A 14,683-nucleotide genomic window follows, 5' to 3' on the forward strand; every position below is an offset into this window, starting at 1 on the left:
CGGACGGAGACACGTGAACCTGGAACCACTCGACCCCTCGACCCTGCCCGCGCCCGTCGACGTGTCGGACAACCGCGCCGCGCTCGCGCAGGTCGACGCCGTCATCGACGCCGGCCCGTTCGACGCCACCTGGGAGTCGCTCTCGGGGTATCGCGTGCCGCAGTGGTACCGCGACGCGAAGTTCGGCATCTTCCTCCACTGGGGGGCCTTCTCCGTGCCGGCGTTCGGCAACGAGTGGTACCCGCGCACCATGTACCGGCGGGGGACACCCGCGTTCGAGCACCACGTGGCGACCTACGGGCCGCAGGATCGTTTCGGCTACAAGGACTTCCTGCCGCACTTCCGGATGGAGCGCTACGACCCCGAGCAGTGGGTCGCCCTGTTCAAGCGGGCGGGCGCGCAGTTCGTGGTGCCGGTCGCGGAGCATCACGACGGCTACACGATGTACGACACCGCCCGTTCGCGCTGGAAGGTCACGGAGATCGGGCCGAAGCGCGACGTGATGGGCGACCTGCTGTCGGCCGTCGACCGGTCCTGGCTCGTCACCGGTGCCTCGACGCACCGGGCCGAGCACTGGTTCTTCATGAATGGGGGAGCGGAGTTCGACTCCGATGTCCGCGACCCTGCGTACGCCGACCTGTACGGGCCGGCCCTGCGCAAGGAGATGAACCCGACCGAGCGGTTCCTCGAGGACTGGCTGCTGCGCACGGTCGAGATCATCGACTCGTATCGTCCGCAGATCCTGTACTTCGACACGGGCATCGAGGAGCCGTCGTTCGAGCCCTACATCCGCCGCCTCGCCGCGTACTACTACAACCGGGCCGCCGAATGGGGCCGCGAGGTGGTCATCAACTACAAGTGGGATGCGTTCGCCCCCGGATCCGCGGTGCTCGACATCGAGCGCGGCACGATGGGCGGCATCCGCGACGACGTCTGGCAGAACGACACCTCCGTGTCGCGGACGTCGTGGAGCTGGGTCGAAGGGCACGAGTACAAGGACGCGTCCGAACTCATCCAGGAACTCGTCGACGTCGTCGCCAAGAACGGGAACCTGCTGCTGAACGTCGGCCCGCGGCCCGACGGGACCATCGCCGAGGAGGAGGTCGCGCTGCTGGAGGCGGTCGGCGACTGGCTGGCCGTTCACGGCGAGGCGATCTACGGTTCCAGCCCCTGGACCGTCTTCGGCGAGGGGCCGACCGCTCCCGCCGGCGGATCGTTCACCGACGCCGCCGCACCGGTGTACACGGCGGAGGACCTCCGTTTCACCCGGATGACGGAGGTCGGCCACGACTACGTCTACGCGATCGGGATGGTGCGGCCGGAGGACGGCCGCATGCGCATCCGCAGCTTCGGGTCGGGGAGCCGGTTCGTCGACCGGCCGATCGTGGACGTGCGCGTGCTGGGCTCGTCCGAGCGACCGGAGTGGACGCGCACGGCCGATCACCTGGAGGTCGTGCTCCCGTCCGCGGAGACCTCGGGACCCGGCGGCGCGGTGGTGCGCATCGAGCTGGAGCCGGCCGCTGCCGAGACGCGCATCGACTTCTTCCACGGCCTCAACATCTGACGGCGATGAACGGAGAACCACACATGACAGCGATCGACAGGGTGCCGACCCGCACCGACGGAGACATATGAATCTCGAACCGCTCGACCCCTCGACCCTTCCTGCGCCCGTCGACGTCTCGGACAACCGTCCGGCGCTCGCGATGGTCGACGCCGTCATCGACGCCGGGCCATACGACGCCACCTGGGAGTCGCTGTCCCGCTACCGGCCTCCACAGTGGTACCGGGACGCCAAGTTCGGGATTTCGCTGCACTGGGGAGCGTTCTCGGTGCCGGCGTTCGCGAACGAGTGGTACCCGCGCACCATGTACCGGCGCGGCACGCCCGCGTTCGACCACCACCTGGCGACCTACGGGCCGCAGGATCGCTTCGGCTACAAGGACTTCCTCCCGCATTTCCGGATGGAGCACTACGACCCGCAGGAATGGGTCGCACTGTTCAAGCGCGCGGGCGCGCAGTTCGTCGTGCCGGTCGCCGAGCATCACGACGGCTACGCGATGTACGACACGGCGCGTTCTCGCTGGAAGGTAACCCAGGTCGGCCCGCAGCGCGACGTGATGGGCGACCTTCTCTCGGCGGTCGACCAGGCCTGGTTGATCCCCGGTGCGTCGACGCACCGGGCGGAGCACTGGTTCTTCATGAACGGGGGAGCGGAGTTCGACTCCGACGTCCGCGACCCTGCGTACGCCGACCTGTACGGTCCGGCCCTGCGCAAGGAGATGAACCCGACCGAGCGGTTCCTCGAGGACTGGCTGCTGCGCACCGTCGAGATCATCGACTCCTACCGGCCGCAGATCCTCTCCTTCGACACCGGAATCGAAGAGCCGTCGTTCGAGCCCTACATCCGCAGACTCGCCGCGTACTACTACAACCGTGCGGCGGAGTGGGGCCGCGACGTCGTCATCAACTATAAGTGGGAGTCGTTCGCGCCGGGCTCGGCGATGCTGGATATCGAGCGCGGCACGATGGGCGGCATCCGGCCCGATGGCTGGCGGAACGGTACGTCGGTGTCGCGGACGTCGTGGGGCTGGGTGGAGGATCACGATTACAAGAGCCCCTCGGAGCTGATCCAGGAGCTCGTCGACGTCGTGTCGAAGAACGGAAACCTGCTGCTCAACGTCGGCCCCCGTCCCGACGGGACGATCCCCGAGTCGGAGGTCGTACTGCTGGAGGCGGTAGGAGACTGGCTGTCCGTGCACGGGGAGGCGATCTACGGATCTAGCCCGTGGGTCGTGTTCGGCGAGGGACCGACGGCTCCCGCCGCCGGTTCGTTCACCGACGAAGCGGCACCCGTCTACACCCCGGAGGACCTCCGTTTCACCCGCATGACGGAGGTCGGCCACGACTACGTGTACGCGATCGGGATGGTGCGGCCCGAGGACGGGCGTATGCGCATCCGCAGCTTCGGGTCGGGCAGCCGGTTCCTCGACCGTCCGATCGTCGACGTGCGGGTCCTGGGCTCGCGCGAGCAGCCAGAGTGGACCCGCACGGGAGAGCACCTGGAGGTCGTGCTGCCCGCCTTCGAGACCAGCGGAGACGGCGGCGCCGTGGTGCGGATCGAGCTGGCGCCGGAGACAGCCGAGACGCGCATCGACTTCTTCCACGGCCTGAACCTCTGACATCGAAAACGGAGAACACACATGACCACGAACGACACCGTGCCCACCCGCCGCCTCGCGAGCGGGGCCGTGATGCCCGCGATCGGCGTCGGGACGTTCGGATCCGACCGCTACGGGCCGGACGAGGTGGCCGCTGCCGTGGCCGGCGCGATCCGAGCCGGGTACCGTTTGATCGACTGCGCGTCCGTGTACGGCAACGAGGCACAGGTCGGCGTGGTCCTGCAGGACGCGATCGCCAGCGGCGTGCCCCGTGACGAGCTGTTCGTGATGTCGAAGGTGTGGAACGACGCGCACGAGCCCGACGCGGCTGTGGCGTCGGTCCGCCGCTCGCTGCGAGACCTGCGCCTGGACGTGCTCGACGCGGTGTTCGTGCACTGGCCGTTCCCGAACCATCACGCACCGTTCGCCGACGCGGCCGACCGCGACCCGGACGCGCGCCCGTACATCCACGAGGAGTACATGGCGCTCTGGCACGCGCTGGAGGGCCTCGTCGACGAGGGGATCGTGCGGCACCTCGGGACCTCGAACGTCACCATCCCGAAGCTGACGGCGATCCTCGCCGATGCGCGGATCGCACCGGCGTTGAACGAGATGGAACTGCACCCCTGCTTCCAGCAGCCCGAGCTCTTCCGGTTCTGCCTCGATCACGGCATCCAGCCGGTTGGCTACTCGCCCCTGGGCTCGCCGTCGCGACCCGAACGCGACCGCGTCCTCTCGGATGTATCGGACATGGAGCATCCCGTCGTGGTGTCGATCGCCCGTGCGCACGGCGTGCATCCGGCGTCGATCTGCCTGAAGTGGGCGGTGCAGCGCGGCCAGATCCCGATCCCCTTCTCGGTGAAGGAGTCGCAGCTGATCGCCAACCTGCGGTCAGTCATCGAGGACCCGCTGACCCCTGCCGAGCTCGAGGAGCTGCGATCGGCGGAACAGAACAACCGCCTCATCAAGGGTCAGGTGTTCCTGTGGCCCGGGGCCGGCAGCTGGCTGGACCTGTGGGACGTCGACGGCACGATCCCGAGCTGGGATGGTTACGCCGCGGATCGCGCGGCCGGCCGCGCGGCAGCGGAGGTGTCCGCATGATCACCGGCCCGCTCGTCCATCCTCCGCTCCTGGAGGCGCTCGCCTCGTCGGGCCACGGCTCCGGGGTGCTGATCGCCGACGGGAACTACCCGTACCTGACCGCCACCGGACCGGGCGTGCGCCTCATCCATCTCAATCTGCGTCCCGGCCTGCTCGACGTCGCATCGGTGCTCGACGCCGTGCTCACCGTCGTCAACATCGAATCGGCGACCGTGATGCAGACCCCGCCCGGGGTCGCCGCCCCGGCGCAGGAGGACTATGAACGCAGGCTCGGCCCGGACGTGCCCATGGAGAGAGTCGACCGGTTCGCGTTCTACGACCGCGTGCGCTCTCCCGACGTCGGCGTCGTCATCGCCACCGGGGACGAACGCCTGTACGGCAACCTGCTGCTCACGATCGGTCTGCGCTGACGCGGTAGGGCTTCCCGTCCGACGCTGCAAAGCCACTCGACTGAGCGAAAGCGGCCTAAGCAGCCGCGCCTGAACATATGACCGGATTCGAGGAGACAATGACTGCGACGCCCGAGTGGAACGACCCCACGGTTTTCGAATGGGGGAGTGAACCCGCTCATGCCACTCTCGTGACGTACGACACGCTGACGCGGGCGGTGCAGGCAGACCGCTCGGCATCGCCCTTCCTGCTCAGCCTCGACGGAGACTGGAAGTTCCGGTGGTCCCCGAACCCGGAATCGCGACTGCCCGCCTTCGCTGACGAGAGCACCGACGATACGGGCTGGGACCTCATCCCCGTTCCCTCGAGCTGGCAACTGCACGGGTACGACTACCCGATCGGGGTCAACACGGTCCTGCCCTGGACCGGCGCCAACGGCAAAAACGAGCAGCCCGCTCCCACCGGCGATTACCCGCACGCCCCCACGCGCTACAACCCGGTCGGCCAGTACCGGACGACGTTCGAACTCCCTGAGGGCTGGGCCGGCCGACGCACGTTCATCCAGTTCGAGGGCGTGGAGTCCGCGTACTACGTGTGGATCAACGGCCAGCGGATCGGATACCGCGAAGACAGCTATACCCGTGGCGAGTTCGACCTGACCCCGTACGTGCACACCGGGCGCAATGTGGTGGCCGTCGAGGTCTACCGGTGGTCGACGGGGTCCTACCTGGAGAACCAGGACAATGTGCGGCTCTCGGGCATCTTCCGCAGTGTGCTTCTGGTCTCGCGCCCGCCGGTCCTCATCCGGGACTTCACCGTCAGGACTCCGCTCGCTGACGACTTCTCCGAGGCGGCACTCGAGCTGGCCGTCGAGGTGCGGGACTACTCCGGTGCGCACACGGGGGAGGACTTCCAGGTCAGGGCGACGCTCTTCGACGGAACGGATGCGGGGGCTGTCGAGGTCTGGTCGCGATCCGCCCGGGTTGAGCCGGTGGCTCTCGGTCGCGATGTGTCCGCGGCGCTCACGGAGCCGGTGGTGTCGCCTCGGCTCTGGTCCGCTGAGCGCCCGGAGTTGTACACACTGGTCGTCGAACTCTGCGACGCGGAAGGTGCGGTCGTGGATCGCGTCTCCACCCGCGTCGGCTTCCGTCGCGTCGAGATCGTCGACGGCGTGTACCGGATCAATGGGAGGCCGATCTCGCTTCGAGGCGTCAATCGACACGAGTGGAATCCGCGAACCGGTCGCACCCTCAGCGCGGCCGACATGGTCGCCGACATCCGTCTGATGAAGCAGAACAACATCAACGCCGTCCGCACCTCCCACTACCCGAACGACCCGCGGTGGTACGAATTCGCCGACGCGTACGGACTGTACGTGTTCGATGAGGCGAACAACGAGACCCACATCAACCGCGTCGACACGGAAGGGCGACCGAATATCCCGGGCGATCGCCCGGAACTTCGGGCGCCCCTGCTGTGGCGGATGCGGAATCTGGTCGACCGCGACAAGAACCACGCGTGCGTGATCGCCTGGTCGATCGGGAACGAGTCAGGAGTCGGCTCGAACCTGAAGGCCATGTACGACTGGGCCAAGGGGTACGATCCGACCCGCCCGGTGAGCTATCAGGATCCGAACGGCTCCGGCTCGCCGATCGTTCCCTCGGACATCTCCGACTTCGACGGTGACTTCTACCCGCCGGTGCCCGAGCTGATCGACCGGGCCGGCCGCGATCCGAGGCCCTACCTGCTCGTCGAGTACGCGTTCAGCCAGGGGAACACGTCTGGCTATTTGGATGAGACGTGGGCGGCCATCCGCGAGAATCCGGGCCAGGTGCTGGGTGGCTTCCTGTGGGACTGGGCCGACAAGGGGCTGTGGTGGAAGGTCCCTGGACGGCCGGACGAGGAATTCCTCGCCTACGGCGGGGACTGGGGCGACGATCCCAACGAAGAAGGCGCACACATGAGCGGCCTGCTGCTGTCCGACCGAACACCGACACCGAAGGTAGAGGAGGCCAAGCTGGCCTACCAGCCGGTGAGCTTCGCCCTCTCGGACCTGGACACCTGGACCGTCAGGATCACGAACGAGTACCTGTTCACGAGCCTGGATGGTCACAGACTGGAATGGGCGGTCACGGAGGATGGAAATGCGATCGGAAGCGGAACGATCCCCGGCCATGAGCTCCCGATAGGACCGTTGCAAACGGCGGACATCACACTTCCGTGCTCGCTGCCGGAGCAGCTGCGGGCGGGTTCCGAATACCGGCTGGAGCTCTCGATCGTTCTCGACGCTCCTACGTCGTGGGCGGAGACGGGCCACGTCGTGGCGCGCGCACAGTATGCCCTTCCCGTCGTCGCGACCGCTCCTCCGCTCATTCCGTCGGCGGAGCTCCCCTCGCCGCACGTCCGCGAGTCACAGGAATCGATCGAGGTGGCCGGCGAAGGCTACGCGGTCAGGATCGACCGCTCCACCGGCCGGCTGACGTCTTTGCGATACGACGGCCGCGAAATGCTGGCGAGCGACCTGATGCCGAACTACTGGCGTGCCCCGAACGATCCGGAGCTGTCGATACCCGAATTCAGAGCGACCCTGCCGGAGCCGTCCGGACCGTGGCGCGGCGTCGGGGAAGACTGGGCCGTTAGCGAGATCGAAACGTCGTCCTTTGCTGGTGGTGTCCGCGTAACCGTGCGCGGAAGCGTCACCACCACGAAGCCGTTCCGTCCCAGCCAGCGCATCACCACCTCGCCGCAGTCGATCGTGTACACCATCTACGGCAACGGGCAGGTGGATGTGCTGTCGACGTTCGAGCCGGTACCCGGCACGCCCAATCCGCAGGTCGTCGGTACGACATTCGGGCTTCGGGCAGAATTCGCAACCGTCGAATGGTACGGCCGCGGCCCGTGGGAGTCGACCGCTGACCGGCGGAGTTCCGCCTTCTTCGGACGATACTCGGGATCGGTCGCCGATCAGGTCACGCGATACAGCCGGCCGCAGGACACGGGCAACAAGGCCGATACCCGCTGGGCTGCCGTCACCGACGATGCCGGCAGGGGATTGCTGCTGGTGGCTGAGGGAAGCATGTACCTCAACGTCCAACCGAGCAGTCCGGCTGAACTCGCCGGACACCGTCACTGGCACGAGGTTCCGGAATCGTGGCGGACCGTCGTTCGCGTAGACGCTGCGCAGGAAGGCGTCCTCGGCGGCAACTGGGACCTGCTGACGCGCCCGGACAAGTACAGCAACACGCCGGACAAAGGACCGTATGCCCTCCTCTACCGCGTCCTTCCCCTTCGCGAAGGGCAGGATCCGGCGGCTTTGGCGACGCAGTACGTGCACGAAGTCGACGTGTGATCGTCGCTCCACACCCACAGTTTCCCCACACCACCATCTGGAGATCATTCCCATGGCACCCGCCTCGCTTCCCGTCATCACTGTCGACGACCGCGTCACCGAGTCGACCGTTCTCCCGCCCGTCTGGAGCCTCTGCGCGGGGGCGGGCCGGGCCAATGAAGCGCTTCGGGCCGACTGGCAGCAGCAGTTCCGTGAGGCCGTGGATCGCCTCGGGTTCCGCTACCTCCGCTTCCACGGCGTCTTCCACGACGACATGTTCGTATACCGCGGCTCCTATGGCGGAGGCTTCGGGCCGGATGTGCCTCTCGAGACCCCGGTGCACACTTTCTCCTATGTGGATAAGGTGTTCGACTTCCTGATCGATCTGGGGGTGCGGCCGTTCGTCGAGCTCGGCTTCATGCCGCGCGAGCTCGCCACCCAGACCGAGACGGTGTTCTGGTGGGGTGCGCACTGCAGCCCGCCGAAGGACATGGATCGCTGGGTGGAACTGGTGGTGCGTTCGGTGGAGCACTGGATCGAGCGCTACGGTCTCGCCGAAGTGCGGGAGTGGCGGTTCGAGGTCTGGAACGAACCCAACCTCGTTCCGCATTTCTGGACCGGAACGAAGACCGAGTACTTCGAGCTGTATGCCCGGACGGTGCAGGCCATCAAGGCCATCGATCCCGAACTCAAGGTCGGCGGCCCGTCGACCAGCGTCTTCGTGCCGGACGAGCGGTACGCGGGAGAGACCGAGGACCGCTCGGCTGAGCACGCCACCGCCGCAGCATCCGACCCGGACGCACTGGACTGGCGGCCGGTGTGGATCGAGGACTTCCTTGCCTGGTGCGCTGAGCGGGAGCTCCCGGTCGACTTCATCTCGACGCACCTGTACCCCACCGACTTCGCCTTCGGAGCCAACGGCGAGGCCGTCAGTCTCACCCGCTACGCGGATGCAACCTCGGACGACTTGACGTTGCTTCGGCAGCTGATCGGCCAGAGCGCCTACCCGGGCGCGGAGGTGCACATCACCGAGTGGTCGAGCTCACCGTCGAGCCGTGACCACATCCACGACACGGTGTTCGCCGCCACTTACATCACGCGGGCCTATCTCCGCTGCGCAGACCTGGCCGACTCCATCTCCTACTGGACCTTCACCGACATCTTCGAGGAGGGCGGCGCCGGGATCGGTCCGTTCCACGGCGGATTCGGCCTGGTGAACGAGCAGGGCATCCACAAGCCGACCTTCCACGCCTTCGAGATGCTGAACCGGCTGGGCGATCGGCTGATCGCCTCCACAGAACGCGGCGTCGTCTCGCAGCACAGTGCGACGGGAAAGCTGGCCGCGGTCTTCTACAACTATCCCGACGACATGAACGGCCGCTCGGTCGGCTCGCGCACCTCCTATGCGGCGACGCGCGATCTGATCGGAATTGGTGCCGACGAGCGCGTGCGGCACACCATCGGCGGCCTGGAGCCGGGCGCCGTCTTCGCGGTCGAGATCCTCGCCCCCGGGCACGGCGACGCGGCCGAAGCGTGGAGTGCCATTGGCCGCCCCCTCAACCTCTCCCGTGCCCAGGCCACCTACCTGCGCGAGCAGGGCGACGCTCTTCAGCGGCAGACCCTGATCGCCTCGGAGAACGGGACCCTCGAGATCGACCTCGCTCTGGCCCCGTGGGCCGTGGCGTCGGTCTTCGCACTGTAGGCCCCACCGTGACCACGATCACCGGCGCCCGCGTCTACGACGTGCGCTTTCCCACGTCGCTCAGTCTCGACGGCTCGGACGCGATGAACAAGGACGGCGACTACTCGGCCGCCTACGTCGTGCTCGACACGGATGACGCCGAGCTCAGCGGGTTCGGGTTCACGTTCACGATCGGCCGTGGAAACGACCTGTGCGTCGAGGCCGCTCGCCAGCGGGCGCTTCCGCTGATCGGCCGCTCGGTGGAGGAGGTCGTCGGCGATCTCGGCGCAACATATCGTCTGCTCGCGTCCGACACCCAGTTGCGCTGGCTCGGCCCGGAGAAGGGCGTCGTGCACCTGGCGATGGCCGCCGTCATGAACGCCGTCTGGGATCTCGCCGCCCGTCACGCAGGCAAGCCGCTGTGGCGTCTCCTGGCGGAGATGACACCGGAGGAGCTCGTCGGCGCCGCAGACCTCCGGTACCTGTCCGACGCGCTCACTCGCGACGAGGCGATCGACATCCTCGCCGAGATGGCGCCGACCCGCGCTCGGCGCATCTCCGAGCTCGAAGCACGCGGAGGCTATCCCTGCTACACCACCAGTGCCGGCTGGCTCGGCTACAGCGACGACAAGCTCCGTCGTCTGCTCAGGGAGGCGGTCGATGCGGGCTACCGGCACGTGAAGCTCAAGGTCGGCGCAAACCTGGATGACGACATCCGTCGGCTTCGGATCGCACGCGAGGTCATCGGCTGGGATGCCGCGCTCATGATCGACGCCAATCAGGTGTGGGATGTGCCGGAGGCCATCGAATGGGTGCAGCGGCTCGCCGAGTTCACGCCGCTGTGGATCGAGGAACCGACGAGTCCGGACGATGTCCTCGGCCATGCCGCCGTCCGGAAGGCCGTCGCGCCCATCGGGGTCGCCACGGGTGAGCACGGCATGAACCGGGTCTTGTTCAAGCAGATGTTCCAGGCGGAAGCCATCGACTTCTGCCAACTCGATGCCGCGCGGCTGGCGAGCGTCAACGAGATCCTGGCCGTGTATCTGATGGCGAAGAAGTTCGGCGTGCCGGTCTGCCCGCACGCCGGCGGTGTCGGACTGTGCGAACTGGTCCAGCACCTCTCCATCTTCGACTACGTCGCGGTCTCGGGGACTCTGGAGAACCGGGTGACCGAGTTCGTGGATCACCTCCACGAACACTTCACCGACCCGTGCATCGTCGTCGACGGCAACTACACGCTCCCGTCGAAGCCCGGGTACAGCGCCGAGATGTTCGACGAGTCCGTCGCGCAGTATTCGTACCCGGACGGAAGCTCCTGGCTTCAACCCGCCCCTTCCCTATAGCGATCGAGATTGTCGAAAATTCTGGCAACTCTGGCGGTTGGGGCCCTGGTGGGCTTGCTGGCCTCCTGGCAGAGAGCCCCAGATCCGGCAGCCGCGCTACCGACGATCTCATGGCCGACGACCAGACCAGGCAGAAGTGTTGAGCCGGCGGGTAGTTGAATCCTCTCGCGTGCCATCCAATCGTGTGCGAAATCCGCGCTGCTGACGCGCGCGATGCGACCGTGGCTGATCCCGATTGCGGTGGCTCCACGGTAAGTCTGTGCCAACGAATGCAGATGGGGCGCTACAAGGACAGTGTCCAATAGGTGGTTCACGAGCTTCCTTCTTGTCGGAGGCGAAGCGCTCAGTCGGTGGTCCGGTGAGGGACCAGGCTCATGATCGAGACGAGGTCGTAGGCGAGGTGGGAGGCCGCGATCCCGGTGATTTCGGCGTGGTCGTAGGCGGGTGCCACCTCCACTACATCGGCACCGATGACGTTCAGGCCAGCGAATCCCCGGATGATTTCGAGAAGCTCGCGGCTCGAGATGCCTCCCGCCTCTGGTGTACCGGTTCCTGGCGCGTAGGCGGGATCCATGACGTCCACATCGATCGAAATGTAGAGCGGCCGATCAGCGATGCGGCCGCGAAGCTTGGCTACGATCTCGTCGACGCCCTGGCGATACACATCCGCACTGGTGACGATGCCGAAGCCGAAGCGGCGGTCGTCGTCGAGGTCCTTCTTACCGTAGAGGGGTCCGCGGGTGCCGACGTGGCTGAGGGCCTCAGTGTCGAGGATGCCCTCTTCGACCGCCCGTCGGAACGGCGTCCCGTGAGTGTACTCTGCGCCGAAATAGGTGTCCCAGGTGTCGAGATGAGCGTCGAAGTGCAGGAGCGCGATGGGTCCGTGGCGCGCGGCCGCCGCGCGCAGAAGCGGCAGGGAGATGGTGTGATCGCCTCCGAGCGTGACGAGGCGCCCGCCGCTGGACGTGAGGTCGTAAGCTCCGGCTTGGATCGTCTCGATGGCTTCGCGGATGTCAAACGGATTCACCGCGATGTCCCCGGCGTCCGCGACCTGCTTGCGTTCGAAGGGGGCCACGGCCAACGCGGGGTTGTACGGCCGCAGAAGCCGTGACGCCTCACGGATATGGTTTGGGCCGAAACGTGATCCCGGTCGGTAGGAGACACCACCGTCGAACGGTATGCCCGCCACAACAATGTCTGCGTAACCCACCTGGTCTAGCCGCGGAAGCCGTGCGAACCCGTCACGCCCGGTGAAGCGCGGAGTTGTCGAGGAGTCGATAGGTCCGATCATGCTGGGCCTTGATCCAGGGGCCCAACGTGGAGCTCGTCGGTGAGCAGCTGGGGAGCGCGGGTGCGGAGGTAATCGGCGATGATCTCGAGCATCCGCGCCCGGTCGAAAGGATCGCCGTGTCCGGGATAGACCGTCTGCACGGGCAGGTCCTGAAGGCGCAGCATGGTGGCTACGTACTGGTCGACGTCGGACTCGTGGAGGTCATCGAGCAGAATGTCGTCATAGATGACGTCCCCGCTGAAGAGAGCTCCGGCTTCTTCATCGAACAAGCAGAGGCTGCCGCGGGTATGACCGGGCAGGTGCAGCGCGCGAAGCCGGCGGTCGCCGAGATCGACTGTGTCGCCGTCCTCGAGCGTCGCGGTGGGAGTCGCTGCGGTGATGGTGTAGGAACCGATGTCGAAGCCTGGCGGCGTAGCGTCGACGAGCAGCGGCGGCATGCCTGGCCAGTCCGCCCCGAGTAGGTGAGCGAGTTCGGGGCCGCGAAGCGTCGCTGCCATGTTGTGGTCGACCACACTGTCACGGTGCATTCGACGGTCGACGAACTCGTGTGCGGAGCCGACATGGTCGAGGTGCGCATGAGTGACCACCAACACGGGGTCGTGTGTGAAGAGGTGAGGAAGATGTTCACGAAGACTCGCTACCCCAAGCCCAGCATCGACGACGAGGTCACGGTCGCGACCGACGACGTGCCAGATGTTCGCCCGAAGGAACTCGTGAACATGCGGCTCATCGATGCGCTCGATGCCGACGCCGCTCCACTCTCGTCGATACCAGGTCGGGGAGACTGGAAGGAGGTGCATTTCTCTCATGCGGTTGCGCTTTCCCCCTGCGCAACGTTCAGAGGTGAGCTGGTTGACTGAGGGGTATCTGCGGCCAGCTTCACGCGTCGCCGCTGCGTCGCCCAGTACACGCCCCCGCCGACGATCGCACCGACAAATACGGAGATGTCAGCTCCGCCGAGGGCCTGAGTAACGGGTCCCACGTAGAAGGTGGTGTTCAAGCAGAAGGTGGCGGCGATCGCTCCGAGGACGAGCGCGCCGAAGCCACCGATGTTGAATCCGCCGGCGAACCAGTAGAGGCTGCTGGAGTTCGTGACTTGCAGGGCCGGCCCGTCGTATCGGTTACGTCGCAGGAAGATATCGACCACATAGATTGCCATGGACGGGGCCAACACAGCGATGCTCACCTCGAGCAGCCCCGAGAGCGTGTCCAGGAAGTTCGAGATGAAAAGTGCGTAGAGCGTGACCGCGATCGCCACGACCGCGTCGAAGATGATGGTGATCGATCGTCGCCACGGCAGCCCGGTTGCCAGAAGCGCCAGTCCGGTGCTGTAGGCAGTAAGGGCGTTGTTCGAGATCGAGCCGACGATGATTACCAGCAGGAACACGACGTAGAACCACGGCGGCACCAGCTTTGCCATTGCGATCTCGGGGTTGCTCATGTCGACGGCGGTGGCAGCGAGCACGCCGAGGATTGCGATTCCGGTGGAGGGGATGAAGCCGCCGAAACCGGTCCAGAAGGCTGTCGCTCTCGCGCTGGTCCGGGTTGGAAGGTAGCGGGAGTAGTCGGCGCCGACGGCCCAGGAGAGGGGCGCGGAGGCGATCAGAGCGAAACAGGTTGCGGCAACGCCCCACAAGGCCGGCCCGGATAGCGCGCCGCCCTTGGGCTCGTAGCCGAAGTTCGCCTGCCCGGCGACGAATACGGCAAGCACCACGAGCGCCGCCAGCAGGATCCACGTGAACCAGGGGGCGAGCTTCACGATAGTGGCGTGACCAAAGACGCTGATTGTGAACGTGACGAGGGCAAGGCCAATAACGATCGCCGCTTGAAGGAGCACGGGTGCCGAGCCGAAAAAATGAGTGACAAGCGCGACGCCTGCCAAGGCTCCGACCGAGAGGTTGATGGCCTCATACAGCACGCCAACCAACCAGCCGATCAGGATCTGCATGACACGGTTGCCGTTGACCCCATAGAATGCCCGGCTGATGACCTCACTGGGGCTTCCCGAACTTGGGCCGCTGATTGCGAGATAGCCGACCGCTATCCAAACTAGGTTGCCGGCAACCACCACAAGAATTGACTGCCAGATGTTGAGACCGAGAATCACCATGAGGCTGCCGAGGACGAAATAGAGGTAAATGATGTTCGATCCGGCCCAGACAGAAAACAGTGAGCGCGGTGATCCGTGCCGCTCGCTCTCGGGTACGTAATCTGCGCCGTGCGTTTCAACCCTGCCCACGCGATCGGCCGCGACGCCCAAATCCGACATGTCCGCTCCTTCACCCCACACCGGGCACTAATTGCTCTTGTGTGCAATTAGCGATTGGGTGGACTATAGCCGCAGTTGCACGGTTGTGCAATAAGGCGCCGGTGGATTGTTCGGCGCTG

Annotated in this window: 10 protein-coding genes; 7 read left to right on the forward strand and 3 right to left on the reverse strand. The window is 66.2% G+C overall.

Features of this window, described 5'->3' with window-relative positions; genetic code table 11:
• Window positions 1-13 precede the first annotated feature (13 nt).
• The 7 genes from J2W45_RS16010 (at window position 14) to J2W45_RS16040 (ending at window position 11,004) form a co-directional block, all read left to right on the forward strand.
• Window positions 14-1,564 (forward strand): alpha-L-fucosidase, encoded by a 1,551-nt coding sequence (locus tag J2W45_RS16010; protein WP_310133826.1) that lies wholly within the window; start codon window positions 14-16, stop codon window positions 1,562-1,564.
• Window positions 1,565-1,631: 67 nt separating this feature from the next.
• Complete coding sequence (locus J2W45_RS16015; protein WP_310133827.1) at window positions 1,632-3,182, forward strand: alpha-L-fucosidase; 1,551 nt, start codon at window positions 1,632-1,634, stop codon at window positions 3,180-3,182.
• Window positions 3,183-3,203: 21 nt separating this feature from the next.
• Window positions 3,204-4,262: an aldo/keto reductase gene (locus J2W45_RS16020; RefSeq protein ID WP_310133828.1), complete on the forward strand. Its 1,059-nt coding sequence runs from the start codon at window positions 3,204-3,206 to the stop codon at window positions 4,260-4,262.
• Window positions 4,259-4,672 (forward strand): RbsD/FucU family protein, encoded by a 414-nt coding sequence (locus tag J2W45_RS16025; protein ID WP_310133829.1) that lies wholly within the window; start codon window positions 4,259-4,261, stop codon window positions 4,670-4,672. Before J2W45_RS16020 ends, J2W45_RS16025 begins: the two co-directional genes overlap by 4 nt.
• Window positions 4,673-4,749: 77 nt before the next feature.
• Window positions 4,750-8,001: a glycoside hydrolase family 2 TIM barrel-domain containing protein gene (locus J2W45_RS16030; RefSeq protein WP_310133830.1), complete on the forward strand. Its 3,252-nt coding sequence runs from the start codon at window positions 4,750-4,752 to the stop codon at window positions 7,999-8,001.
• A 52-nt stretch (window positions 8,002-8,053) separates the two neighbouring features.
• Window positions 8,054-9,682 carry a GH39 family glycosyl hydrolase gene (locus J2W45_RS16035; protein WP_310133831.1) on the forward strand — a complete coding sequence of 543 codons (1,629 nt, stop codon included), beginning with the start codon at window positions 8,054-8,056 and terminating at the stop codon, window positions 9,680-9,682.
• An 8-nt stretch (window positions 9,683-9,690) separates the two neighbouring features.
• Window positions 9,691-11,004, forward strand: coding sequence for an L-fuconate dehydratase (locus J2W45_RS16040; protein WP_310133832.1), 1,314 nt, complete (start codon window positions 9,691-9,693; stop codon window positions 11,002-11,004).
• Window positions 11,005-11,347: 343 nt separating this feature from the next.
• Here J2W45_RS16040 and speB read toward each other — a convergent pair whose 3' ends face one another.
• The 3 genes from speB to J2W45_RS16055 are packed head-to-tail and all read right to left on the reverse strand — an operon-like array spanning window position 11,348 to window position 14,564.
• A complete protein-coding gene (gene speB, locus J2W45_RS16045; RefSeq protein ID WP_310133833.1) occupies window positions 11,348-12,295 on the reverse strand; it encodes an agmatinase in 948 nt (315 codons plus the stop codon).
• Window positions 12,292-13,104, reverse strand: a complete 813-nt coding sequence (locus tag J2W45_RS16050) for an MBL fold metallo-hydrolase (protein ID WP_310133835.1) — start codon at window positions 13,102-13,104, stop codon at window positions 12,292-12,294. Before J2W45_RS16050 ends, speB begins: the two co-directional genes overlap by 4 nt.
• Entirely contained in the window at window positions 13,101-14,564 is a 1,464-nt protein-coding gene (locus tag J2W45_RS16055; RefSeq protein WP_310133836.1) for a purine-cytosine permease family protein, read from the reverse strand. The genes J2W45_RS16050 and J2W45_RS16055 overlap by 4 nt, the downstream gene beginning before the upstream one ends.
• Between the last annotated feature and the right edge of the window lie 119 nt (window positions 14,565-14,683).

Origin of the sequence: Leifsonia shinshuensis (genome assembly GCF_031456835.1) — a bacterium.
Taxonomy (GTDB): Bacteria; Actinomycetota; Actinomycetes; order Actinomycetales; family Microbacteriaceae; genus Leifsonia; species Leifsonia shinshuensis_C.